General features: G+C 73.2%; 21 protein-coding genes and 1 pseudogene. 14 read left to right on the top strand and 8 right to left on the bottom strand.

The features are described 5' to 3' along the window. Nucleotides 1–27: 27 nt before the first annotated feature. The 5 genes from G6W55_RS02515 to G6W55_RS02495 all read left to right on the top strand — a co-directional run bounded on the left by G6W55_RS02515 (nt 28) and on the right by G6W55_RS02495 (nt 6,313). Nucleotides 28–2,499, top strand: coding sequence for a SpoIIE family protein phosphatase (locus G6W55_RS02515; protein ID WP_175519081.1), 2,472 nt, complete (start codon nt 28–30; stop codon nt 2,497–2,499). A gap of 100 nt (nt 2,500–2,599) precedes the next feature. Continuing rightward, complete coding sequence (locus G6W55_RS02510) at nt 2,600–3,667, top strand: glucose-1-phosphate thymidylyltransferase (protein WP_175519080.1); 1,068 nt, start codon at nt 2,600–2,602, stop codon at nt 3,665–3,667. Next, a complete protein-coding gene (gene rfbB, locus G6W55_RS02505; protein ID WP_175519079.1) occupies nt 3,664–4,629 on the top strand; it encodes a dTDP-glucose 4,6-dehydratase in 966 nt (321 codons plus the stop codon). The genes G6W55_RS02510 and rfbB overlap by 4 nt, the downstream gene beginning before the upstream one ends. Further along, nucleotides 4,626–5,513, top strand: a complete 888-nt coding sequence (gene rfbD, locus G6W55_RS02500) for a dTDP-4-dehydrorhamnose reductase (protein WP_175519078.1) — start codon at nt 4,626–4,628, stop codon at nt 5,511–5,513. Before rfbB ends, rfbD begins: the two co-directional genes overlap by 4 nt. Beyond that, nucleotides 5,510–6,313 (top strand): class I SAM-dependent methyltransferase, encoded by an 804-nt coding sequence (locus tag G6W55_RS02495; protein WP_175519077.1) that lies wholly within the window; start codon nt 5,510–5,512, stop codon nt 6,311–6,313. Before rfbD ends, G6W55_RS02495 begins: the two co-directional genes overlap by 4 nt. A gap of 85 nt (nt 6,314–6,398) precedes the next feature. Here G6W55_RS02495 and G6W55_RS02490 read toward each other — a convergent pair whose 3' ends face one another. Next, the gene (locus tag G6W55_RS02490) at nt 6,399–8,324 is read right to left on the bottom strand and encodes a glycosyltransferase (RefSeq protein WP_175519076.1); all 1,926 of its coding nucleotides are present in this window, start codon (nt 8,322–8,324) and stop codon (nt 6,399–6,401) included. Between the two features lie 182 nt (nt 8,325–8,506). Here G6W55_RS02490 and G6W55_RS02485 point away from each other — a divergent pair, with 182 nt between their 5' ends. Continuing rightward, a complete protein-coding gene (locus G6W55_RS02485) occupies nt 8,507–9,010 on the top strand; it encodes a metallophosphoesterase (RefSeq protein WP_175519075.1) in 504 nt (167 codons plus the stop codon). 325 nt (nt 9,011–9,335) lie between these two features. On the opposite strand, the gene G6W55_RS02480 is transcribed toward G6W55_RS02485, so the two are convergent. Next, nucleotides 9,336–10,445, bottom strand: coding sequence for an XdhC family protein (locus G6W55_RS02480; RefSeq protein ID WP_175519074.1), 1,110 nt, complete (start codon nt 10,443–10,445; stop codon nt 9,336–9,338). A 151-nt stretch (nt 10,446–10,596) separates the two neighbouring features. Here G6W55_RS02480 and G6W55_RS02475 point away from each other — a divergent pair. Next, nucleotides 10,597–12,554, top strand: a pseudogene (locus tag G6W55_RS02475) (GTP-binding protein). Between the two features lie 95 nt (nt 12,555–12,649). Then, entirely contained in the window at nt 12,650–14,518 is a 1,869-nt protein-coding gene (locus tag G6W55_RS02470; RefSeq protein ID WP_175519073.1) for a cellulase family glycosylhydrolase, read from the top strand. A gap of 8 nt (nt 14,519–14,526) precedes the next feature. On the opposite strand, the gene G6W55_RS02465 is transcribed toward G6W55_RS02470, so the two are convergent. From G6W55_RS02465 to G6W55_RS02455, 3 genes are read right to left on the bottom strand one after another with little or no spacing between them, the layout of a single operon-like run. Continuing rightward, nucleotides 14,527–15,735 carry a glycosyltransferase gene (locus G6W55_RS02465; RefSeq protein ID WP_175519187.1) on the bottom strand — a complete coding sequence of 403 codons (1,209 nt, stop codon included), beginning with the start codon at nt 15,733–15,735 and terminating at the stop codon, nt 14,527–14,529. 54 nt (nt 15,736–15,789) lie between these two features. Further along, complete coding sequence (locus tag G6W55_RS02460; RefSeq protein ID WP_175519072.1) at nt 15,790–16,029, bottom strand: hypothetical protein; 240 nt, start codon at nt 16,027–16,029, stop codon at nt 15,790–15,792. Further along, a complete protein-coding gene (locus G6W55_RS02455) occupies nt 16,017–16,382 on the bottom strand; it encodes a nuclear transport factor 2 family protein (protein WP_030795789.1) in 366 nt (121 codons plus the stop codon). Before G6W55_RS02455 ends, G6W55_RS02460 begins: the two co-directional genes overlap by 13 nt. 169 nt (nt 16,383–16,551) lie before the next feature. On the opposite strand from G6W55_RS02455, the gene G6W55_RS02450 reads away from it, so the two are divergent. The 4 genes from G6W55_RS02450 to G6W55_RS02435 all read left to right on the top strand — a co-directional run bounded on the left by G6W55_RS02450 (nt 16,552) and on the right by G6W55_RS02435 (nt 19,835). After that, nucleotides 16,552–16,851 carry a hypothetical protein gene (locus G6W55_RS02450; RefSeq protein ID WP_030795790.1) on the top strand — a complete coding sequence of 100 codons (300 nt, stop codon included), beginning with the start codon at nt 16,552–16,554 and terminating at the stop codon, nt 16,849–16,851. 221 nt (nt 16,852–17,072) lie between these two features. Then, on the top strand, nt 17,073–18,158 hold the full coding sequence (locus tag G6W55_RS02445; RefSeq protein WP_085206753.1) for an S-(hydroxymethyl)mycothiol dehydrogenase: 1,086 nt from the start codon (nt 17,073–17,075) through the stop codon (nt 18,156–18,158). Next, nucleotides 18,158–18,787: an MBL fold metallo-hydrolase gene (locus G6W55_RS02440; RefSeq protein WP_175519071.1), complete on the top strand. Its 630-nt coding sequence runs from the start codon at nt 18,158–18,160 to the stop codon at nt 18,785–18,787. Before G6W55_RS02445 ends, G6W55_RS02440 begins: the two co-directional genes overlap by 1 nt. A 133-nt stretch (nt 18,788–18,920) precedes the next feature. Next, nucleotides 18,921–19,835 carry an SDR family oxidoreductase gene (locus G6W55_RS02435; protein ID WP_078636271.1) on the top strand — a complete coding sequence of 305 codons (915 nt, stop codon included), beginning with the start codon at nt 18,921–18,923 and terminating at the stop codon, nt 19,833–19,835. A 3-nt stretch (nt 19,836–19,838) separates the two neighbouring features. Here the strand turns inward: G6W55_RS02435 and G6W55_RS02430 are convergent, their stop codons facing one another. Beyond that, nucleotides 19,839–20,378 (bottom strand): hypothetical protein, encoded by a 540-nt coding sequence (locus G6W55_RS02430; protein ID WP_078636272.1) that lies wholly within the window; start codon nt 20,376–20,378, stop codon nt 19,839–19,841. Nucleotides 20,379–20,539: 161 nt separating this feature from the next. Between G6W55_RS02430 and G6W55_RS02425 the strand changes: the two genes are divergently transcribed. Together G6W55_RS02425 and G6W55_RS02420 are read left to right on the top strand one after the other, a co-directional pair. Then, the gene (locus G6W55_RS02425; protein WP_078636273.1) at nt 20,540–21,235 is read left to right on the top strand and encodes a L,D-transpeptidase; all 696 of its coding nucleotides are present in this window, start codon (nt 20,540–20,542) and stop codon (nt 21,233–21,235) included. 153 nt (nt 21,236–21,388) lie between these two features. Then, nucleotides 21,389–21,559 carry a hypothetical protein gene (locus tag G6W55_RS02420; protein ID WP_107419339.1) on the top strand — a complete coding sequence of 57 codons (171 nt, stop codon included), beginning with the start codon at nt 21,389–21,391 and terminating at the stop codon, nt 21,557–21,559. A gap of 91 nt (nt 21,560–21,650) precedes the next feature. Here G6W55_RS02420 and G6W55_RS02415 read toward each other — a convergent pair whose 3' ends face one another. Next, nucleotides 21,651–23,051: a S1 family peptidase gene (locus tag G6W55_RS02415; RefSeq protein WP_175519070.1), complete on the bottom strand. Its 1,401-nt coding sequence runs from the start codon at nt 23,049–23,051 to the stop codon at nt 21,651–21,653. Nucleotides 23,052–23,188: 137 nt separating this feature from the next. Then, nucleotides 23,189–24,016 carry an SAM-dependent methyltransferase gene (locus tag G6W55_RS02410; RefSeq protein ID WP_175519069.1) on the bottom strand — a complete coding sequence of 276 codons (828 nt, stop codon included), beginning with the start codon at nt 24,014–24,016 and terminating at the stop codon, nt 23,189–23,191. Nucleotides 24,017–24,049 lie beyond the last annotated feature (33 nt).

Below are 24,049 nucleotides of genomic sequence, written 5' to 3'. Positions count from 1 at the left end.
CTGCGTCACCTCGCCAACCGCGCTGTAATGACGGACGTGGTCGATGCGGATACAGGTGCGACGCGGAGCGATTCCGCACCGCCGCGCGCCGAGATCGCCCTGAAGACCGTCACCGCCGCCTCCGCCACCCCCGAGCGGACGCGCCGCGTCCTCGAACAGGCACTGGTCTTCTCGGGCGCCGCCCTCGCCGCCGTATACCTGCAAGGCGACGACGGACGGACCCTCTGCCTCGCCGAGTCGGCCGGCGTGCCGCGCACCCTGTACGGGCTGCGCGAGGGCTACCCCGTCGACGGCCTCTCCCCGCTCGCCGAAGCGCACCGCACCGGACACCCCCTGTGGCTGGGCCCCGCCGAACTGGCAGGCTTCCCCGACGCGCGGCGGATGCCCGTACAGGACGTCCATCTCGCCGTCCTGCCCGTGCCCGGAACCGGCGGCTGTCTGCTCGCCCTGGGGGAGCGCCCCGCCGGCTTCGGCCCCGACGACCGCACCGCCCTCACGCTCGTCGCGGAGGCCCTCGCCCGGACCGCGGGACCCCCCGCCGGGCCCGGCGCGGCCGACAGCGGGACACCGCACGGCAACGCCTTCTCCCTCGCCATGGACTCCGGCCGGGTGGAGGTCGGCGACGACCTCCTCGATCTGTTCGGGCTGGAGCGGGAGGCGTTCGACGGGCGGGTGGAGACCCTGCTCGGGCTCACCGTCCCCGAGGACCTGCCGTCCCTGATGTCGGTGGTCGAGGCCGGCCACATGTCGATCGGCGAACGCGAGCTGGAGTTCCGGGTGCTGCGGCCCGACGGCCCGCCCCGCTGGCTGCGGCTGCGCGGCCGGCTGCTGCCCGGCGGGGAGGGCCGCCCGGTCCGGCTGGCCGGCACCGTCGCCGACGCCTCCGCCCTGCGCCCCGAGGTCACCGACGTCGCCCGGGTGCAGAAGCTGGCCGCCGCGCTCGCCACCGCCGGCACCGTCCGTGACGTCGGACAGGCCGTCGTCGCCGCGCTGCGCAAACCGCTGCGCGCCGACCGGATCGCACTGGCCGAGCTGGAGAACGACCAGCTCGTCGTCACCGTCCTCGACCCGCCCGCCCCGGAGTCCTGGCCCGAGCTGTGGCAGTCGGAGTGGCGCACCGAGTGGCCCGACGCGCCCGTGCGCGCCATGCCCACCCTCGCCGGCGCGCTGCGCGACGGCCGGGCCCGGATCTGGCCGGCCGGCTCCGCCGACCTGGAGCCCGCCCTCGCCGAGGTCGGCCCCGGCGGGCTCGCCGTGCTGCCGCTGCCCGGCGTGGGCCGGATGGCCGGCGCCTGTCTGATCGGCTGGGACACCCCGCACGACTTCGGCCCCGACGAACGCGCCCTGCTCACCGCGTCCGCCGGACTCGCCGGACAGGCGCTGACACGTGCCCACGCCTTCGACGCCGAGCACGAACTCGTCGCCATGCTCCAGCGCCAGCTCCTGCCGCGCCGGCTGCCCAAGCTGCCCGGCGGGGTCGCCGTGGCCCGCTACCTGCCGGCCACCGCGGGCCTGGAGGTCGGCGGCGACTGGTACGACGTCATCCCGCTGCCCGACCACCATGTGGCCCTGGTCATCGGGGACGTCCAGGGGCACAGCGCGGGCGCCGCCACCCTGATGGGCCAGATGCGCACCGCGCTGCGCGCCTACGCCGCCGAGGGCCATCCGCCGGACGTGGTCGTCGCCCACGCCAACCGGCTCCTCATGGAGCTGGAGACCGACCTCTTCGCCACCTGCTGCTACGTCGACGTCGACATGGAGGCCGGCACCGCCTGGTGCGTGCGCGCCGGACACCCGCCGCCCGTGCTGCGCCACCCGGACGGCGCAACCGACATCGCCGAGGCCGACGGCGGCCCCCCGCTGGGCGTGCTGGACCGGGCCGAGTTCCCGATGACCCCGCTGCGGCTGCTGCCCGGCACGGTGATCGCGCTGACCACCGACGGGCTGGTGGAGTCCGCCGAACTGGACATCGACACCGGCCTGGACCGGCTCGCCCACGAACTGTCCGTCTCCGACCCCGCCCACCTGGGCCTCGTCGCCGACGCGCTGCTCGGCAACGCCCACCGCGGCGACGACGTGGCGCTGCTCCTGATGCGCTACGACGGTATGGCCGTCCGGCCGCTGCGGGAGGGCTGGACGGTGTGGCGGGTGCCCGAGGCGGCCCGGCACGCCCGCCGTTTCACCAAGCGCTCCCTGCGGGCCTGGGGGGTGCCCGCGGAGGCGATGGACACCGCGCTGCTGGTCGTCTCCGAGCTGGTCACCAACGCGCTCGTGCACACCGACGGCCGGGTCAGGCTGGACCTCACCCTGATTCACCGGCGGCTGCGGATCGCCGTCACCGACACCTCCCCGCGCACGCCCGTCAAACCCACCCATCTGGGCTGGGAGTCCACCGGCGGGCGCGGCATCCTGCTCGTGGAGGCGATGTCCGACGCCTGGGGCACGGTCCCGGTCAGCGGCGGCAAGCAGGTGTGGTGCGAACTCCAGCTCGCGTACTGAGAACGCGGCAGGACTCGCCGCTTTCCGACAATCAGGCGACAATCGGGCGAACCGATGAATGAGCGATCCGATCCGGACATCCAGGGCTAGGGTGAGGCAGATGAAGGCTCTCGTGCTGTCCGGTGGTGCCGGGACCCGGCTGAGGCCGATCACCCACACCTCGGCCAAACAGCTCGTCCCTGTCGCCAACAAGGCCGTCCTCTTCTACGGCCTCGAATCCATCGCCGCCGCGGGCGTCACCGAGGTCGGGGTGATCGTCGGCGACACGGCCGACGAGATCCGCGAAGCCGTCGGCGACGGCTCCCGCTTCGGCCTGGACATCACCTACATCCCCCAGGAACGGCCCCTCGGCCTCGCGCACGCCGTCCTGATCGCCCGCGACTGGCTCGGCGACGACGACTTCGTGATGTACCTCGGCGACAACTTCATCGTCGGTGGCATCACGGACCTCGTCGACGAGTTCCGCCGCACCCGCCCCGACGCCCAGATCCTGCTCACCCGCGTCCCCGACCCCCGCGCCTTCGGCGTCGCCGAACTCGACGCCGCCGGACAGGTCGTGGGCCTGGAGGAGAAGCCCCGCACGCCCAAGAGCGACCTCGCGCTCGTCGGCGTCTACCTCTTCACCCCCGCGATCCACGAGGCCGTCCGCGCCGTACGGCCCTCCTTCCGCGGCGAGCTGGAGATCACCCACGCCATCCAGCACCTGATCGACCAGGGCGCCGACGTCCGCTCCACGATCATCAAGGGCTACTGGAAGGACACCGGCAACGTCGTCGACATGCTGGAGGTCAACCGGACCGTCCTGGAGAGCCTCGACCGCCGGATCGACGGCCGTGTGGACGACGCCTCCGAGACCGTCGGCCGGGTGATCGTCGAGGCCGGCGCGACCGTCGTCAACTCCCGGCTGGTCGGCCCCGTCGTGATCGGCGCCGGCACCGAGGTCCGGGACTCCTACGTCGGCCCCTTCACCTCCGTCGCCGAGAACTGCCGCATCACCGACAGCGAGCTGGAGTTCTCCATCGTCCTGCGCGACTCCTCCATCGACGGCGTCGGCCGCATCGAGAACTCCCTCATCGGCCGCCACGTCGAGGTCACCCCCGCCCCCGGCGTCCCCAGCGCCCACTGCCTCGTCCTGGGCGACCACAGCAAGGTGCAGATCCACACATGAACCTCCTCGTCACCGGGGCCGCCGGATTCATCGGGTCCGCCTATGTGCGCGGGCTGCTCGCCGAGGGCGGGGACCTCGACGTCACCGTGCTGGACAAGCTCACCTACGCGGGCACGCTCACCAACCTGCCGATCGGGCATCCCCGGCTGGAGTTCGTGCAGGGGGACGTCTGCGACGCCGACCTCGTGGACAAGGTGGTCGCCGCCGCCGATCAGATCGTGCACTTCGCCGCCGAGTCCCATGTGGACCGCTCCATCGACGGCGCCGGCACGTTCGTGCGCACCAATGTGCTCGGCACCCAGACCCTGCTGGACGCCGCCCTGCGGCACGGCGTCGGGCCGTTCGTGCACGTGTCGACGGACGAGGTCTACGGCTCCATCGAGACCGGCTCCTGGACCGAGGACCGTCCGCTCGCGCCCAACTCGCCGTACTCCGCGTCCAAGGCGTCCTCCGACCTCATCGCGCTCGCCCACCACCGCACCCACGGCCTGGACGTCCGCGTCACCCGCTGCTCCAACAACTACGGGCCCCACCAGTTCCCCGAGAAGGTGATCCCGCTCTTCGTGACCAACCTCCTCGACGGCGGGCGGGTCCCGCTCTACGGCGACGGCCGCAACGTCCGCGACTGGCTGCACGTCGAGGACCACTGCCAGGGCCTCGACCTGGTCCGCACCCGGGGCCGCGCCGGGCAGGTCTACAACATCGGCGGCGGCACCGAACTGAGCAACCGCGAACTGACCGGACTGCTCCTCGACGCCTGCGGGGCCGGCTGGGACCGGGTCGACCACGTCCCCGACCGCAAGGGCCACGACCTGCGCTACAGCGTCGACTGGAGCAAGGCCCGCACCGAACTCGGCTACCGGCCCCGCCACGACTTCACGGCCGGCCTCGCCGACACCGTCGCCTGGTACCGGGACCACCGCGACTGGTGGGAACCCCTCAAACGGGGAGCGCGCCCATGACCCGCTGGCTCGTCACCGGCGCCGGCGGCATGCTCGGCCGCGACACCGTCGCCGAACTGGCCCGCCGCGGCGCCGACGTGACCGGACTCGGCCGCGCCGCCCTCGACGTCACCCGCCCCGAGTCCGTCGCGCACGCCTTCGCCGCGCACCGCCCCGACCTGGTCGTCAACTGCGCCGCCTACACCGCCGTCGACGACGCCGAGACCGACGAGCCACGCGCCCTGGCCGTCAACGGCGAGGGCCCCCGGCTGCTGGCCCGCGCCTGCGCCGAGCACGGCGCCCGGCTGCTGCACGTCTCCACCGACTACGTCTTCGACGGCGCCGCCCGCACCGCCCCCTACCCCGAGGACCATCCGCCCGCGCCCCGCTCCGCCTACGGCCGCACCAAACTCGCCGGCGAGCGGGCCGTCCGCACCGAACTCCCGGACGCCTCCGCCGTGGTGCGCACCGCCTGGCTCTACGGCGTCCACGGCACCAGCTTCGTCCGCACCATGCTCGACCTGGAAGCCCGCCGCGACACCCTCGACGTCGTCGACGACCAGCGCGGCCAGCCCACCTGGAGCGCCGACGTCGCCGCCCGCCTCGCCGACCTCGGCCCGCACGTCGGGCGAACCGCGCACGGCGTCTTCCACGCCACCGCCGCCGGCGAGGCCACCTGGTACGACCTGGCCCGCGAGGTGTTCCGCGGCATCGGCGCCGACCCCGGCCGGATCCGCCCCACCACCTCCGACGCCTTCCGGCGGCCCGCGCCCCGCCCGGCGTACAGCGTCCTCGCCCACGCCCGCTGGCGGGAGACGGGCCTGCCGCCGCCCCGCGACTGGCGCACCGCCCTGCTCGAAGCACTGCCCCTCATCCGCGAGGAGACCCGAGGAGAAGCCGCGTGAAACGCCACGACTTCCTGCGCGCCCTGCACAAGGCCACCGCCAACCGCAACTACCTGGAGATCGGGGTCAACGACGGCCGCAGCCTGCGGCTGTCCCGGGTCCCCAGCATCGCCGTGGACCCCGCCTTCAAGGTGACCTCGGAGCTGCGCTGCGACGTCCACCTGGTCAGGGCCACCAGCGACGACTTCTTCGCCCGCGCCGACCCGCTCGCCCACCTCAGGGGCGGCCGCCACCCCTGGCGCAATCTGCGGCGCGGCCGCCATCCGCTCGGACACTGGCGGCGCACCACCCTCGACCTCGCCTTCATCGACGGCATGCACCTCTTCGAGTACGCGCTGCGCGACTTCGTCAACGTCGAGCGGCACGCCGACTGGTCGAGCGTGATCGTCCTGGACGACATGCTGCCGCGCACCGTCGACGAGGCGGCCCGCGAGCGGCACACCACCGCCTGGACCGGCGACGTCTACAAGGTCGGCGAGATCCTCAACCGCTACCGGCCCGACCTCGTCACCGTCCTGGTCGACACCCAGCCCACCGGCCAACTGGTGGTCTTCGGCGCCGACCCGCGCAACCGGGTGCTCTCCCAGAAGTACGACGAGATCATCGCCGAGTACGACGTGCCGGACCCGCAGAAGGTCCCCGAGTCCGTCCTCGACCGGGTCCGCGCGGTCCCGCCGGAGGTCCTCCTCGACGCCGGCCTGTGGCGCCCGCTGGTCCGCGCCCGCAACCTCGGCCTGAGCCGCTCGCGCGGCTGGGAGCCGCTGCGCGCGGCGCTGGAGCGGATCGCCGTCGGCGGCTGAGCCGGTACGGCATGAGGGGCGGGAGGCGTACGACGGCGGCAGCCCGGACGCCTCCCGCCCTTTTTGCTGGCGAAGGCGCCGTCGCTCACCCCGGGCGCGCGGTGATCCTGCCGACGATCCGGTGCAGGGCGCGCCGCGTCCGGCGGACGAGTCGGCGCACCCCGCCGGGCCGGTGCGCCGGGACAGCGCGCACCCGGTCGGCGCCGGCCCGCAGCGCGAACGGCAGCGGATGGAAGCGGTCCGCCTCGCCCTCCCGGGCGCCCGGCGTGAGGCACAGGGACGCCCGCCAGGTCCGTCCGGTGAGGGCGGCGGTGGGCAGGACGGCCTCCAGTCGGCCGCCGGCGGTGAGCACGGCCGGTACGTCATGGGCGCCGGGGCCGGTCAGCCGCAGCACCGCCTCCGCCGGGGCGGGCACGTACAGCGGCAGGTCCACGCCCAGCCGGTCGCCGTCCACCGTGACGTCGGCGGGCGTGAGCCGCCCCAGCCCGAGCCGCTTGCCCGCCCGGCCGACGTCCAGCGCGAGCGAGCCGTGCCGCTCGGTCCAGTACGGCAGCACCACCCGGCCCGCGACCACCCCGGCGGGCGGGACGGACACGTCGTGACGCGGGGCGGGGCCGAGCCGCAGTTCCTTCGTCCAGCCGCCGATGCCCACCCGCACGTAAGCGTCCCACAGCCCGTCGGCGGGCAGCACCTCGCGGGCGCCGGGGTCCACGGCCGCCGTACCGCGCAGCACCAGCCGCACCCGGCTGCCGTCGCCCACCGGGACGGTCTCCCGGACCACCTCTCCCGGCTGGAAGTACTGGGCGGCGCTGGCGCGTTCGCGCAGCAGCAGATCCGGCCGGGCGCGGCCGAACCGGACGACGACGTCCTCGCCGAGCCAGCGCACCGCCTCGGCGACGTCGTGCGGCGGCCACGGCGGGGAGCCCCCGGCGGACGGGAACGTCATCGGACGGCCCTCGTGGGTGAGTTCGGCGGCGAACGCGATCCGCAGCAGGCCGCCCTGCCAGCGCACGGACTCCGGCTCGACGGTGAGCGCGACCCCCGCCTCCCACTCCGCGAACGCCACCGTGTCGTCGTAGCGGCCTTCGGCGACCAGCGCGGCGACCACCCGCTGGGTGGGCTGGAGGGGAGCGGGGACACCGGGGCCGAAGCGTTCGGTGACGACGGCGTGGATCTCGTCGAACAGCTCCCTGCGGTAGTCCTCCGGCAGGTTCAGGAAGCGCCGGCCGCGCAGCCGCTCCACCATCTCCACCCGCAACCAGCGGCGGAACAGCTTGTCGCGCAGCGGGCCGGGCTCGGTGTACTTCTCGACGACGTCGAGGGCCTCGCGCAGGTTCTTGAAGTAGCCGACCGGGTCGAAGCGCTGGAAGCCGGCGTTCGCGGCGTCGTCGCGCCGCACGTGGTAGTAGCAGACGTAGTGGCTGAGCACGGAGACGTTGCTCGCGCGCAGGTACGCCTCGGTGACGAAGACGTGGTCCTCCAGGCGCCGCCGCCCCTCGGGGAAGCGGAGCCCGGTGCGTTCCAGGAACGCGCGGCGGACCATCTTGTGCGGGGTGAGGCTGTCGATGAGCGGCGCGTTCTCCACGGTGGCGTGCGGCCGGTCGGTCCGGAACAGCTCCACCGGCACGCCGCGGCCCCGGCCGGCCATCTTGCCGACGACCACGTCCGCGTCGTTCGCGACGCCGTAGTCGTACATCCGCTCCAAAGCCTCGGGGCCGAGGTGGTCGTCGTTGTCGACGAACATCACGTACTCGCCGCGCGCGGCGTCGATGCCGACGTTGCGCGGCTTGCCCGACCAGCCGGAGTTCTCCTGGTGGATCACCGTCACCCGGGGGTCCCCGGCGGCGAGGGCGTCGAGCCGGGCCGGGGTGGCGTCGGTGGAACCGTCGTCGACGAAGATCACCTCGTAGGCGTCGGGCGGCAGCGACTGCCCGAGCAGCGAGGTGATGCAGTCCTCGATGTAGCGGCCGGGGTTGTAGACGGGGACGATGACGCTGACCTTGACCGGCATCGGGCTCCTGGCCCCCTCTGTTCTCGCCGTGGGACGGGCGCGTGGCCCGATGCTAACCCCGCGGAACGGGGCCCACCTGTTCTGTTCCGCGCCGCACCCCGGACTTCGCCGACCGTTCACGGCCCGGACCCGTCGGGCCCGGTTCGCCCGGCCGGGGGAGGGGATGCGCATAGCCTGGTCGCGTGCGACTGCTCCTCATGTCCGACACCCACCTCCCGCGCCGCGCCAGGGCGCTGCCCGCCCCGCTGCTCGACGAGATCCCCCGCGCGGATGTGGTGTTCCACGCCGGTGACTGGGTCGACACCGCCACCCTCGACCTGCTGGAGAGCCGCAGCCGCCGCCTGGTCGCCGTGTACGGCAACAACGACGGCCCCGAGCTGCGGTCCCGGCTCCCCGAGGTGGCCCACGCCGACCTGGGCGGCCTGCGTTTCGCGGTCGTCCACGAGACGGGCCCCGCCCGCGGCCGGGAGGCACGCTGCGCGGCGGACTTTCCCGGCGTGGACGTCCTGGTCTTCGGCCACAGCCACATCCCCTGGGACACGACGGCCCCCGGCGGCCTCCGCCTCCTCAACCCCGGCTCCCCGACCGACCGCCGCCGCCAGCCCCACTGCACGTACCTCACGGCGACGATCACGGATGGCCACCTGACGGATGTGACCCTGCACCGGCTGCCGCGACGCGGGTGACGGGAGCCGGGTTCGGCGGGGTTGGGGTGCCGGGGGCGGTCTTGCACCGGGTGCGCCCTGCGGCCCCCGGACCGGCATCGGCTCGGACTGGTTCCGGTGCCCGGCCGCGGTCCTGCACCGGCCGACGCCACGGGACCGACCGGCGCGGGTCGGTGGGGACGTGGGGACGTGGTCCTGCGTCGGTTCAGGCCGGGCTGCTGGCGCGCGGCGCCGCCGGTCGCCGGCGCCGGGCCGGGCCGGTTCGGGCGTCGGGATGAGGCCCTGTGCCGGTTCGGGGTCGGCTGCGGGCGTGTGGCTGACCTCGGCACCGGGGCCGGGGACCCGGTCAGTTCTGGTGTCGTTCGGTGTGGATCGTGCCCGTCGTCGTGGAGAGGGGCGCCCCCGTGCCGTTCCAGCGCAGGGCGATGATCTCGGCCGCCACGGAGACGGCGACCTCCTCCGGGGTGCGGGCGCCGAGGTCGAGGCCGATCGGGGAGCGGAGGCGGGACAGTTCGGGGGTGGTGAGGCCGGCCTCGGTCAGGCGTCGGTGCCGGTCCTCGTGGGTGCGGCGGCTGCCCATCGCCCCGATGTACGCGGCCGGGCGGCGCAGCGCCTCCTCCAGCAGCGGTACGTCGAACTTCGGGTCGTGGGTGAGGACGCAGATCACCGTGCGGGCGTCGGTGTCCGTGCCGCGCAGATAGCGGTGCGGCCAGTCCACGACGACCTCCACGCCGTCCGGGAAGCGCCGGGGCGTCGCGAAGACCGGGCGGGCGTCGCACACCGTGACCCGGTAGCCGAGGAAGGCGCCGATCCCGGCCACGGCGGCCGCGTAGTCGATCGCCCCGAACACCAGCATCCGCGGCGGCGGTGCGAACGAGTGCAGGAACACCGTGACGGAGTCCTCGCGGCGCTGCCCGCGCGGCCCGTAGTGGCGCAGCCCGGTCGCCCCGAGGGCGAGTCCGCCGCGTGCGTCGGCGGTGACCGCCGCGTCCAGGCCCGCCGTGCCGAGCGTGCCGACGGTCCGGTCCGGCCGGACGGCGAGCGTGGCGCCGCGCGGCGCGGGCCCGTCGGTCACCGTGGCCACGATCACCGGCTCGTGCGCGGCCACCGCGTCGGCGACCTCGCCGAGGACGGCGTCCCGCGCCGGGTCGACCGCCCGCACCAGGACGGTGATCTCGCCGCCGCAGGTCAGCCCCACGGCGAAGGCGTCCGCGTCGCTGTAGCCGAAGGTCTCGAGGCGGGCCCGGCCGCTCGCCACCACCTCCCGGGCCAGTTCGAACACCGCGCCCTCCACGCAGCCGCCGGACACGCTGCCCACCACCGCGTCGTCCGGTCCCACCGCCATCGCCGCACCCGGCTCGCGCGGCGCGCTGCGGCTGACGGCGACCACGGTGGCGAGCCCGAACGGCGCACCGGCCGCGTACCACCCGGACAGCGCCGGAAGAATCTCGCGCATGCTTGAACGTTAATCCGTTGCCGCGCCCCGCGCCGTTCTGCTGCACTGCGCGGGTACCACCGACCCCACCGCACAGGAGCCGAGATGCGAGCGACGTCCATGTCCACCCAGCAGGAAGGAACCATCCCTCTCTCCAAGGACATGACACCTCGTGCATCTGCTCAACCTCGGGATCCTCGCGCACGTCGACGCCGGTAAGACCAGCCTGACGGAACGGCTGCTGCACCACGCCGGGGTCATCGACGAACTCGGCAGTGTCGACGCCGGCAGCACCCGGACCGACACCCTCGCGCTGGAGCGGCGGCGCGGCATCACCATCAAGGCCGCCGTCGTCTCCTTCCCGGTCGACGGCATCACCGTCAACCTCATCGACACCCCCGGCCACCCGGACTTCATCGCCGAGGTGGAGCGCGTCCTCGGCGTGCTCGACGGCGCGGTCCTGGTCGTGTCGGCCGTGGAGGGCGTCCAGGCCCAGACCCGCGTCCTCATGCGGACCCTGCGCCGGCTGGGCATCCCCACCCTGGTCTTCGTCAACAAGACCGACCGGCGCGGCGCCCGCCCCGAGGCCGTCCTGCGGGAGCTGACCGAACGGCTCGCGGTACCGGTCGTCGCCATGGGCACCGTCACGGCACCCGGGACACCGGCCGCCGCCTTCACACCCGCAGACCCGGCCCCCGACGTCCTCGCCGACCACGACGACACCCTCCTCGCCGCGTACGTCGACGGCACCCTCACGCCCGCCCGGGTGCGCGCCGCCCTGCGCGCCCAGGCCCACCGGGGCGTCGTCCACCCGGTGTACGCCGGGTCCGCCGCGACCGGTGCCGGGGTGCCCGAACTCGTCGCCGGGATCAAGGAGTTGCTGCCCCCGGCCGCCGGTGACCCCGACGGCCCGCTGTCCGGCACCGTCTTCAAGGTGGAGCGCGGCCCGGCCGGCGAGAAGATCGCCTACGCCCGGCTCTTCTCCGGCACCCTGCGGGTACGCGACCGGATCGGCGCCGACGACGCGCGGAGCAAGGTCACCGCGGTCAGCGTCTTCGGCGACGGCACGGACACGCGCGCCGAGGCGGTGCCCGCCGGCCGGATCGCCCGCCTGTGGGGCCTGACCGACGCCCGGGTCGGCGACAGCCTCGGCACGCCAAGGCCCGGACACGGCCGCTTCTTCGCGCCGCCGACCCTGGAGACGGTCGTCGTACCGGGCCCCGGCACCGACCGCCGCGCCCTGCACCTGGCCCTGACCCGGCTCGCCGAACAGGATCCGCTGATCGGCCTGCGCCACGACGAGGTCCGCGCCGAGACGTCCGTGTCGCTCTACGGCGAGGTGCAGAAGGAGGTCCTCCAGGCGACCCTGGCCGACGAGCACGGTCTCGCGGTCACCTTCCGGGAGACGACACCGCTCTGTCTGGAGCGCCCGGCCGGGACCGGGGCGGCGGCCGAGTTCATCAAGAAGGGCGATCACCCCTTCCTCGCCACCGTCGGTCTGCGGGTGGAGCCCGCGCCGCCCGGCACCGGGGTGACCTTCGGCCTGGAGGTGGAGCTGGGCGCGATGCCGTACGCGTTCTTCAAGGCGGTCGAGGACACCGTGCGCGAGACCCTCGCCCAGGGGCTGCACGGCTGGCGGGTCACCGACTGCGCGGTCACCATGACCCACTCGGGCTACTGGCCCCGGCAGAGCCACGCCCACCAGGGCTTCGACAAGAGCATGTCCAGCACCGGCTACGACTTCCGCGGTCTGACCCCGCTGGTACTCGTCGACGCGCTGCGCCAAGCGGGCACCCGGGTGCACGAGCCGATGCACCGCTTCCGGCTGGAGGCCCCCGCGGACACGCTCGGCGCGCTGCTGCCGGTGCTGGCCGCGCTGGACGCCGTACCGGACACGACCCGGACCGAGGGGTCGCGGTGTGTCTGGAGGGGGTGGTGCCGGCCGCGCGGGCGCACGCGCTGGAGCAGCGGATCCCCGGACTGACCCGGGGCGAGGGGGAGTGGGAGAGCGCCTTCGACCACTACGCACCGGTGGCGGGCGGCGCGGTGCCGGAACGGCCGCGCACGGACCGCAATCCGCTGGACCGCAAGGAGTACCTGCTGAACGTGACGGGCCGGGTGGGCGGTTGAGACGGCGAACCGGGCAACAGATCTGACTGATCATCAACTTACTCATGAGTCAGAAGCTATTGACGGTGTCCGGAAGCCGCCGGAATGTAGTGGACATGCCGAATATCCGAGCACGTCTGCTCGCTGTTCTGGTGGTCCTCTGCGGACTCTGCGGCTTCCTCACGGCGGCGGGCACCCCCGCCGCCGGTGCCGCCGCCCTCCCCGACTCCCTGCCGTTCGACGGCACGGCGCTCACCGTCGCGAACGGCCGCTTCGTCGACGGACACGGCCGCGAGGTCGTCCTGCGCGGCTACAACGTCTCCGGCGAGACCAAACTCGACGAGAACAAGGGCCTGCCCTTCGCCTCGGTCGCCGACGCCAGGAAGTCGGCCACCGCCCTGCGCGCCCTCGGCGGCGGCAACTCCGCCCGCTTCCTGCTCTCCTGGGCCTACGCCGAGCCGGTGCGCGGCCAGATCGACACCGCCTATCTGGCCGCCGCCACCGACCAGATCCGAGCCTTCCTCGACGCGGGCGTCCGGGTCCACCCCGACTTCCACCAGGACCTGTACTCCCGGTACCTGTTCAACTCCGGAAGCTGGTACACCGGCGACGGCGCGCCCAAGTGGGCCGTGGACCTGGGCGGTTACCCCCGGGAGTCGTGCGGGATCTGCTTCTTCTGGGGCCAGAACATCACCCAGAACGGCGCGGTGAAGGCCGCCCAGTACGACTTCTGGCACAACGCCCACGGCCTCCAGGACTCCTTCCTCACCATGGCCGAGCGCACGATGACCTACATCCGGCAGCACCTCACCGCCGAGCAGTTCGCGGGCGTCCTCGGCTTCGACCCCTACAACGAGCCGTACGCCGGCACCTACGACTCCGGCCAGACCAGCCGTACTTGGGAACGCGATCTGCTGTGGCCCTTCTATGTGCGGTTCCGGGCCCGGATGGACGCGGCGGGCTGGCAGGACAAGCCCGCCCTTGTCGAACCGAACCTGTTCTGGAACGCCAACATCGCCTCCCAGAAACAGGAGGGCGGCCTCCTCGATGCGGGCACCCTAGGCTCCCGATACGTCCTCAGCACCCACTTCTACGACCAGAAGGCCATCTCCGCGATCCTGATGCCCGGCAAGGCGGCCGACGGCCAGTACATGACCGACTTCGGCACCCTGCGCGACCGCGTGTCGACGGCCGGGACCGCGGCGCTCGTCAGCGAGTTCGGGCACCCGCTGTCCGGCCTCGTCTCCGACAAGGCGCCCACCGTGCTGAAGGCGATGTACCAGGCGCTCGACTCCCGTGTGAAGGGCGCGAGTTGGTGGACCACCCCGGCCGCCTCCGGACCGGTCCTCTCCGGTGCGCAGTGGCAGTGGGACATCTACCACGGCCGTCATCACGAGCTGATGAACGGCAACCCCGACAAGGTCCTCACCGCCGGGGACGCCTGGAACGACGAGGACCTCTCCGCCGTACGCCTGGACGACAACGGCACGGTGACACTCCGTCAGGACGCGCGGCTCCTCGACCGGATCTACCCGAGCGCCACCTCGGGCACCGCCCTCGCCTTCACCTACGAGGACCGCTCCCGCGACGGCTCCACCACCCTCACCTGGAACCCGGTGCCCGCCGCCCTGCCCAACGTGGCCGCACTGGTCGGCTCCGGACAGTACGGGCTGCTGGTCTGGCGGTCCGGCACCGGCACGGCACCCACCGAACTGCACCTCCCCGCGTCCTTCCCGACGGCCACCACGACGGTCGTCTCCGACCTCGGCACGGCCCACGGTCCGCCGGCGTACACCCCCACCACCCCGATCGCCGCGGCTCCCGAACCGGGCGGCACGGGCAGCCGACGCCTCCTGCTCACGACCACCGGCCAGGGCACCGTGCACTACGCCCTGATCACCAACGGCGCGACGGCCCCCTCGGCGACCCTGCTGGCCGCCGCCCGCACCGAACTGGCGTCCTGGGTGAACCAGAAGTTCGCCTAGGCCACCGCTCAGGCCAGCCGCCCGACCGCCTCCACCACCCGCCCCGTTCCGTCCTCCTCGCGCACCCGGGCGCCCAACTCCCGGGCCCGCGCACGGAATCGCGGGTCGCCCGTGGCGCGGGTGAGGGCCGCCGCCAGGTTCTCCGCCGTGAGGCGGCGGGTGGGGAGGACGGTCGGGGCCACGCCGAGGGTGAGCAGGCGGTGGGCCCAGAAGCTCTCGTCGAACTGGACCGGTACCGGCACGGCGGGCACCCCGGCCCGCAGTCCGGCGGCCGTCGTGCCCGCGCCGCAGTGGTGGACCACCGCGGCCGTCTCCGGGAAGAGCAGCGCGTGCGGGACCTCGCCGACGGTCAGCATGTCGTCGCCGTCGGCCGCGAGGCCGCTCCAGCCGCGCTGGATCACCCCGCGCAGCCCGGCCCGCCGCAGCGCCCCGACGACCAGCCGGCTGAGCCCCGCCGGATCCGGCACGGTCGCGCTGCCCAGGCCCACGAAGACCGGGGCGGGCCCCGCGTCCAGGAACTCCCGTACATGCGGCGGCAGTCGGCGCTCACCGTCGTACGGCCACCAGTAGCCGGTGATGTCGAGGTCCGGCCGCCAGTCGCGCGGCCGGGGGACGACGAGGGGGCTGAAACCGTGCAGCACCGGTCCCGCAGGCGGGGTGCGGGGGCGGCCGGGCGGCAGGCCGAGCCGGCAGCGCAGCGCCGGCAGGGCGGGGGCGAAGACACGGTCGACGGCCCACTCCACACCATGCCCGGCGAGCCGGTTGGCGGGTCCGCCGAAGGAGCCGCCCCCGAGCAGCGGCGGCCCGAACTCCCGCGTGGGTGCGACCGGTTGGAGCGGGAGTTCGATCACCGGGAGCCCGAGCCCTTCGGCGATCGTACGGCCGAGCGGCCCCACCGACGCGGACACCAGCAGCACCTCGCTGCCGCGCGCCGCCGCCAGGACCTCGTCGGCCAGCTCGCCCACCCGTGCCCGGGCGATCCGCACCACCCGCAGCAGCTTGCCCGCGCCGGTCGTGCTGCGGTGCAGGCCCCGGCCGCGCACCGACTCCAGTTCGGCGCGCGGATCGACCGGGAGGGGGTGGAAGGCCACCCCCGAGCCCGCCACGAGCGGCGCGAACCGTCCGTGCGTGACCAGGGTGACCTCGTGGCCCGCGCGCACGAGCGCGTGCCCGAGTCCGGTGAAGGGGGCGACATCGCCCCGGGAGCCCGCCGTGATGACCGCCACTCGCACGACGGACAGTATGGCCCGCCGCACGGCCACGCGGCCCGCTCAGCGCCGCCGGGGGCGCCGTGTCCGGACCGTGCGCGGCCGTGGGGGAGGGGGCAGCGGGCGGGCGCGCGCCGCCTCCAGCGCGGTGCGCAGCAGGGCCACGGACACGCGCCGGGCCGCCGCGCCCGACAGCAGGGGCCGGGGCGCGCGGCGCCGCCCGAGACCGGCCCGGAACGAGACGTCCCAGGTCAGCCGGGAACTGAACCGGACCCCTGCGAACCTCCCTCCTACGCGTCCCATGCCTGGATCATCGTCTGCTCGACGATCTTGCCGTCGCGCAGGGTGACCATCGACTCGGAGAGGACCCGCACCCCGTCCGCGTAGCGGCACGACTCGCTGAACGCGGCACGGTCGCCCTGGACGACGCACTCCTCCAGCGTGTGGGACATGTCCCGGCTGTAGACGTCCTCCAGCATCTCGGCGATCTCGTCCCGGCCGCGCAGCACCCGCGGATGGCTGGGCTGGGTGTTCTGGTCGACGACGCGCAGTTCGGCGTCGTCCGCGTAGAGCGACAGCAGTACGTTCGCGGTCTGCCCTTCGACGCCCCTGCGCAGGGTGTCGCTGTCGAAGGCGGAGCCTGCGGCGGTGCCCATGGTGACCTCCCGGAAGGGCCGCGGACCGAAGGAGCCGGACCGCCCGGCCCTCACCTTCGAGACTCCTCCGCCGCACCGGGCTCGGCAAGCGCAGCCGCGGCGTCGTCCTCACGGGTGAGCCCGGCACCGCACCCGTGTCCGGCGGGGCGCCGCCGCCGTTGCCCCAGTCATGATCTCCCCTCGACGCATCGTCGCCGCCGCCGCGCTCGCCGCCGGGTTCACCGGTCTCGCCGCGCCCATGGCGAACGCGGCCGAAGCCCCGGACGCCGGCAAGCTGAACCCGATCGCCGCCCTGGACGCGCTCAGCGCGAGCCAGCTCCCGCCGGAGAGCCGGGGCCAACTGCCGAAGGTCTCCCGGCAGGTCTCCGAAGTGAAGAACGTCCAGCAGCTCAGCAGGCTGAACGAACTGCACCAGGTCACCGATCTCGCCGCCCCGGTCACGGGCCTGCTGCCCGCCGTCCAGACCTGAGCGCACACCGCACGCGGGGCCGCCGCCCGGACCACCGGACGGCGGCCCCGCGCGCGTTCTCCACCCCTGCGGACGGCTCGGCGCGGGACGTACGAACCCGGCCTCCCCACCGCCGTGTTGGCGGGCGTCCGGCGGTCCGGCGGCCCGTCCCGTGTCCTGATCGATCGGGCGCGCGTAGGGTCGGACAGGGGACTTCGACCGTCGAGGAAAGGGCAGGCACCATGCCGCAGGAAGTACGCGGAGTGATCGCGCCGGGCAAGAACGAACCGGTGCGGGTCGAGACCATCGTGATCCCCGATCCCGGCCCCGGCGAAGCCGTGGTGAAGATCCAGGCGTGCGGGGTCTGTCACACCGATCTGCACTACAAGCAGGGCGGCATCAACGACGACTTCCCCTTCCTGCTCGGCCATGAGGCGGCCGGTGTGGTGGAGAGCGTCGGCGAGGGCGTCACCGACGTGGCGCCCGGGGACTTCGTGATCCTCAACTGGCGTGCGGTGTGCGGACAGTGCCGCGCCTGTCTGCGCGGACGGCCCTGGTACTGCTTCGACACCCACAACGCCACCCAGCGCATGACGCTCACCGACGGCACCGAACTCTCCCCGGCGCTGGGCATCGGCGCGTTCGCGGAGAAGACCCTGGTGGCGGCCGGCCAGTGCACCAAGGTGGACCCGTCGGTGTCGGCGGCCGTGGCCGGTCTGCTGGGCTGCGGGGTGATGGCCGGCATCGGCGCCGCCATCAACACCGGCAACGTCGGCCGCGGCGACACGGTCGCGGTGATCGGCTGCGGCGGCGTCGGCGACGCGGCGATCGCGGGCTCGAACCTGGCCGGCGCCGCGAAGATCATCGCCGTGGACATCGACGACCGCAAGCTCGCCACCGCCCGCACCATGGGCGCCACCCACACGGTCAACTCCAAGGACACCGACCCCGTCGAGGCGATCCGGGAACTGACCGGCGGCTTCGGCGCGGACGTCGTCATCGAGGCCGTAGGACGTCCCGAGACCTACCAGCAGGCGTTCTACGCCCGGGACTTGGCCGGCACGGTCGTCCTGGTCGGTGTGCCCACCCCCGAGATGAAGCTCGAACTGCCGCTGCTGGACGTGTTCGGACGCGGCGGCGCCCTCAAGTCCTCCTGGTACGGCGACTGTCTGCCCTCCCGTGACTTCCCCATGCTGATCGACCTGCATCTCCAGGGCCGCCTGGATCTCGGCGCGTTCGTCACCGAGACCATCGGACTGGACGAGGTGGAGAAGGCGTTCGAGCGGATGCACCACGGTGACGTGCTGCGCTCGGTGGTGGTGCTGTGATGACCGCGCGCATCGAACGCCTCGTCACCTCCGGGCAGTTCAGCCTCGACGGCGGCACCTGGGACGTCGACAACAACGTCTGGATCGTCGGCGACGACCACGAGGCGATCGTCATCGACGCCGCCCATGACGCCGCCGCCATCGCCGAGGCAGTGGGCGACCGCCGGCTCACCGCCATCGTGTGCACCCACGCCCACAACGACCACATCGACGCGGCCCCCGCCCTCGCCGACCTCACCGGCGCGACCATCTGGCTGCACCCCGACGACCTGCCGCTGTGGAAGCTCACCCACCCCGGCCGCGAACCCGACGCCCATCTGGCCGACGGGCAGGTCATCGAGGCCGCCGGAGCCGATCTGACCGTCCTGCACACCCCCGGGCACGCGCCCGGCGCGGTCTGTCTGTACGACCCCGGGCTCGGCGTGCTGTTCACCGGCGACACCCTCTTCCAGGGCGGCCCCGGCGCCACCGGCCGCTCCTACTCCCACTTCCCGACGATCATCACCTCGATCCGGGACCGGCTGCTGTCCCTGCCGCCCGAGACGAAGGTGCTCACCGGCCACGGCGACCCCACCACCATCGGCGCGGAGGCCCCGCACCTCCAGGAGTGGATCGACCGCGGCCACTGACGGCACGGAGCCATCCGGCCGACCGTCCGGGTGACCCCCGCGGCAAAGACGACAGGAGATGTCCGGTTTCCCCGGCACCCTCGCAGTGACACCACTCGTGAGGGAACACCCGTGAGGGAGAGGGAGGCCGGACATGCCGGGTCCGCTGGAGGGCAAGGTCGCACTGGTCGCGGGGGCGACCCGCGGCGCGGGACGGGGCATCGCCGTGGAACTGGGCGCGGCCGGCGCCACCGTCTACGTCACCGGCCGCACCACCCGCGAGCACCGCTCCGAGTACGACCGACCCGAGACCATCGAGGACACCGCCGACCTGGTCACCGAGGCCGGCGGCCACGGCATCGCCGTCCCCACCGACCATCTCGACCCCGCCCGGGTGCGCGCGCTGGTCGAGCGGATCGACACCGAGCAGGGCCGGCTCGACGTCCTCGTCAACGACGTCTGGGGCGGCGAGAAACTCTTCCAGTGGGACACCCCGGTGTGGGAGCACGACCTCGACAACGGCCTCAGGCTGCTGCGCCTGGCCGTCGAGACCCACGCGATCACCAGCCACCACGCCCTGCCGCTGCTGCTGCGCCGGCCCGGCGGACTGGTCGTCGAGATGACCGACGGCACCGCCGCCTACAACCGCGACACCTATCGCGTGAACTTCTTCTACGACCTCGCCAAGGCGTCCGTGCTGCGGATGGCCTTCGCCCTCGCCCACGAGATCGGCCCGCGCGGCGCCACCGCCGTTGCCCTGACCCCGGGCTGGATGCGCTCGGAGATGATGCTGGAGGCGTTCGGCGTCCGCGAGGACAACTGGCGCGACGCCCTCGGGAACGAACCGCACTTCGCCATCTCGGAGACCCCGCGCTACGTCGGCCGGGCCGTCGCCGCGCTCGCCGCCGACCCCGAGGTGGCCCGGCTCAACGGACAGTCCCTCTCCAGCGGCGGCCTCGCCCCGGTGTACGGCTTCACCGACCTCGACGGCAGCCGCCCGGACGCCTGGCGGTACATGGTCGAGGTCCAGGACCCGGGCCGCCCGGCCGACACCACCGGCTACCGCTGACGCTCAGGCGTCGTCGGGCTCCACCCGGGTCGGCCAGCGCGCCGGGTGCCCCGGCGGCAGCGCGAGATCCGCGCGTACGGCGGTGTAGTAGCCCTCACGGCCGGCCCGCTGCCGTTCCAGCAGCGCCTGCCAGCCCTCCGGGTCGCGGGTCCCCTCGCGCATGAAGCGTTCCATGTCCATCACCGCGGTCACCCACACCCGCGCCCGCTCCACCACCTCCCGGCTGCCCAGCATGATCAGCGCCTCGCCGGCCGGGTCGCGTCCGTCGGTCGCCTCCGCCAGCAGCGGTTCGGCCGCCGCCGGGGACAGCGGATGCGGGTGCGGGTCGTTGCCGAGGTGGGAGGCGACGCGGTAGGTGAGGTTCACCGATTTCTTCAGCGCCCGCGCGTAGTCGGCGTACACCGCGAGCCTGCGCTCCTCCCAGCGCGCCGCCGTCTCCCGCCGGAACCGGGCCCCGTCGCTGCGCACGATCGCCAGATACGAGCCGAGGGCGCCGATCACGACACCGATGAGCGCGGGGAGTTGCTGTATGAACGCCGACATGACGGCACGATATCCAGCGTGTCGATCACCGCGGACCGGACCGGACGGTCCGTCGGAAGTTCACCGTTTCGTCACAGCCTGGGCGGTCCTACAACCGATGCGCGAGCATGACGGTCTACCAGGAGGAGATCGCCACAATCGCGCCGGAAAGAGGGCTGGACATGGGGGACATACGCAGACGAGGGGCCGTCGTGCTCGGGGTGACGGGGCTGCTGGCACCGCTGACGCTCGCACTGGGCGCGGCGCCGGCGCAGGCCGCGAGCTGTACCACCTCGGCCGGCCCGTACCAGAAGAAGGTCGAGAAGTTCCTCGGCCGGCCGGTGGACGGCAAGCAGTCGAGCGCCGACTGCAAGGCCATCCAGGCGTTCCAGAACAAGCACGGCATCACCCCGAACATCGGCTACGCCGGGCCGGTCACCTGGGGTGTGATGGATCTCATGAACAAGCAGAAGGCGGTGGGCACCAAGCCCAACAAGGCCGGCAAGTGCCCGACCAACAAGGGCCGCATCGCCTGTGTGAACCTCACGCTCCAGATCAGTTGGATCCAGGACGGCAGCCGGCTCGTGTACGGGCCCGTCCCGGTGCGCACCGGCCGCAACGGGTACGAGACCCGCACCGGCCTCAAGAAGATCTACTGGCGCAACATCGACCACGTGTCCAGCATCTACAACGTGCCCATGCCGTACAGCCAGTTCTTCGACGGCGGGCAGGCGTTCCACTCGGTGGGCGTCAGCATGTGGAACCCGCCGGGCTCGCACGGCTGCGTCAACATGACCAAGACGTCCGCCAAGAAGTACTGGTCGCTGCTGAAGAACGGCGACGACGTCTTCGTCTACGGCCGTAAGCCGGGCACCTGACGGGCGGCGCGCGTCCCGGGGCGGCCGGCCGCTGTGAGCGAACTCACCGGCCGCCCCTGCCAGATGGACGTGATCAGCGACACGGTCCCGTATGTCCGCCTTGTCCCCGCTTACTCACGGGGCCTTCACCTCTGCCGTCGTAAGATTCACACCATGTCCACCACTGTTGAATCCCTCTCCGAGCGATCGGCCGCGGAGGTCAACGAGGAGATCCGGGCCCTGTGGCTCCGGTCGGGCGGGATACTGAGCGTCGAGCAGCGCGAGGAGTACCAGCGACTCGTCCTGGAGTGGGCCTCGGCCCCCCAGCAGGAGAACGCCGCCTGACACTCCCCGAGGACCTTCGTCCTCCGTCGAAAGCGGGCACCCTCACCGGGTGCCCTTTTCGTTGTCCGCCTCTCGCCCCTCCCGGGTCCGGCTATCCCCAGGTCGCCGAGTAGTAGTCCCGGTAAGCCCTGCGGTCCTGTTCCGCGCGGATGTACCGGGTCGCGACCAGCGCCACCAGACTGCCCGCGATGACCAGCAGGCCCGGTCCGATCGTGCGCGGATCGGTCAGCCGCGCCGCCAGGTCCAGCCCGGCACCGCCGCCCACCGGAGTGGTCGAGCCGGGCGACGCGGAACCCGGGGCGGCCGCCGCCTCCGTGGACGACACCGACGGCTCGGGTCCGTCCCCGGCCGCGGCCCCGCCGCCCTGCGCCGCGCCGTCCGACGGGGCGGCCACGATGAGCTGCACACCGAGCTGCTCCAGCGCCCGCGTCACGGGCTGGAAGAACGTCGTCCCGCCGGTCGTGCAGTCGCCGCTGCCGCCCGAGGTGATACCGAGCGCGATGCCCTCCGAGAACATCGGGCCGCCGCTGTCACCGGGTTCGGCGCACACCGTCGTCTCGATGAGCCCGCTGACCGTGCCCTCCGGGTAGTTGACCGTCGCGTCGAGACCGGTGACCTCGCCGTCGCGCAGCCCGCTGGTGCTGCCGCTGCGGAACACCCGCTGACCGACGGCCGCGTCGCCGGTGCCCGTGATCCGCACCCCCTCGCCGTTGCCGATCGCCACGATGTCGGCCCCGGCGCCCGCCTTGCCGCCGGCGTACTGCACGAGGGAGAAGTCACTGACGGGGAACGTGGAGTTGAGCGAGGTGCCCACCTCCTGCTTGCCCTGGTTGTCCGCGAACCAGGTGGAACCGTCGGGCCCGCAGTGCCCGGCGGTGAGGATGAAGTCGTTCGAGCCGTTGGTCACGTTGAAGCCCGCCGAACAGCGCCCGGCCGTCGACAGGATCGGCAGGGCGCCGTTGAGACGGGTGGTGAAGGTGCCCTTCGTGCGCTCCATCCGCACGAAGCTGCCGATGTCCGCCGCGGTCTCGCTCATCCGGGACCAGTCGGAGGCCGACACCGTGGTGTCGCCCTGCACGACCACCTCATTGGTCCGGTAGTCCAGCACCCACGCGGTGCCCGGCACCGTCGGCGCCGAACGCAGCGCCTCGGTGGCCGCCTTCAGCTCGTTCATGCTGTGCCCGACGACCTTCGCCTCCGCCCCGGCCTCGCGCACGGCGGCGGCGCTGTCCTCGTCCGTGACCGCGACCACCGGCTTGCCGTCGTCGCCGATCCAGGTGCCGGCCGTCTTCGACGCGCCCAGCTCCTCGACCAGTTCGGCCCCCGGATTCGTCACCACCGAGTCCTCCGAGGTACCGAGCGTCCTCGCCCCGGCGGCGGGCGGTTCGCTCGCCATGGCCGCCTGCGTGACCATGGTCCCTCCCAGGAGGAGTCCGCCGACGGCCGCCAGCCGTGTCACTCGCCTGACGATCCGTCGTCGTACATGCCTCATGTATGGCTCCCGAAACCCCGAACGCGCGGCGTCGACACCGCGGAGGCCCTCCGGTCGTCGAGTGCCCTCAACTCCATACGTGCCGGGGCGCCCGCGCGTTCACCCCGCGGCCGATCGCCTCGATGCCCGCGGAACCTTCACGGTTTACGGGCCACCGCGCCGAACATCGCGACCTCCTCCGGGAGTTGACCCGTCTCCTCGGGGCGCCAGCGCGAGCAGGACACCACCCCCGGCTCCAGCAGTTCGAGACCGTCGAAGAAGCGCGCGACCTCCTCGGGCGTGCGCTGGGTGAGCTTCGGCGTGCCGTGCTCGTTCCAGAACCGCACCGCCTCGTCGACGTCCGGCATCGCCGGGCTGGTCACGGTGTGCGAGAGCACCAGATGACTGCCCGACGGCAGCCGGTCGAGCAGCGCCCGCACCAGCGCGTACGGGTCCTCGTCCGGGCCGATGAAGATGACCACCCCCAGCAGCATCAGCGCCACCGGCTCGCTGAGGTCCAGGGTCTTCGCCGCGTGCCGCAGGATCGAGTCGACGTTGCGCAGATCCTCGTCCAGATAGTCGGTACGGCCCTCGGGGGTACCGGCCAGCAGGGCGCGCGCGTGCGCCAGGACCAGCGGGTCGTTGTCGACGTACACCACCCGGGCGTCCGGGGCGAGCCGCTGCGCCACCTCGTGCGTGTTGTCCGCGCTGGGCAGCCCGGTGCCGATGTCGAGGAACTGCCGTAACCCGGCCTCCGTCACCAGGTGTTCCACGGCCCGGCCCAGGAAGAGCCGGTCGGCGCGGGCGTACGCCCCGATGCCCGGGTGCAGTTCCCTGATCCGGTCGCCGGTCAGCCGGTCGACCTCGTAGTGGTCCTTGCCGCCGAGCCAGTAGTTCCAGATCCGGGCGGTGTGCGGCTGGGTGGTGTCGATCCGGCGGTACGGGTCCCGGTCGTCCCCGGCGGCGGCCGGCGGGGTGTCGGTCATGGAGGGCTCCTGAGAGGGCGGAAGGGGTCGGTG

The organism is Streptomyces sp. CAI-85 (assembly GCF_013363615.1).
Lineage (GTDB): Bacteria > Actinomycetota > Actinomycetes > Streptomycetales > Streptomycetaceae > Streptomyces > Streptomyces antibioticus_B.
Note: the sequence above shows the minus strand (reverse complement) of the source record. Positions and strands in the feature narration are given on the sequence as shown.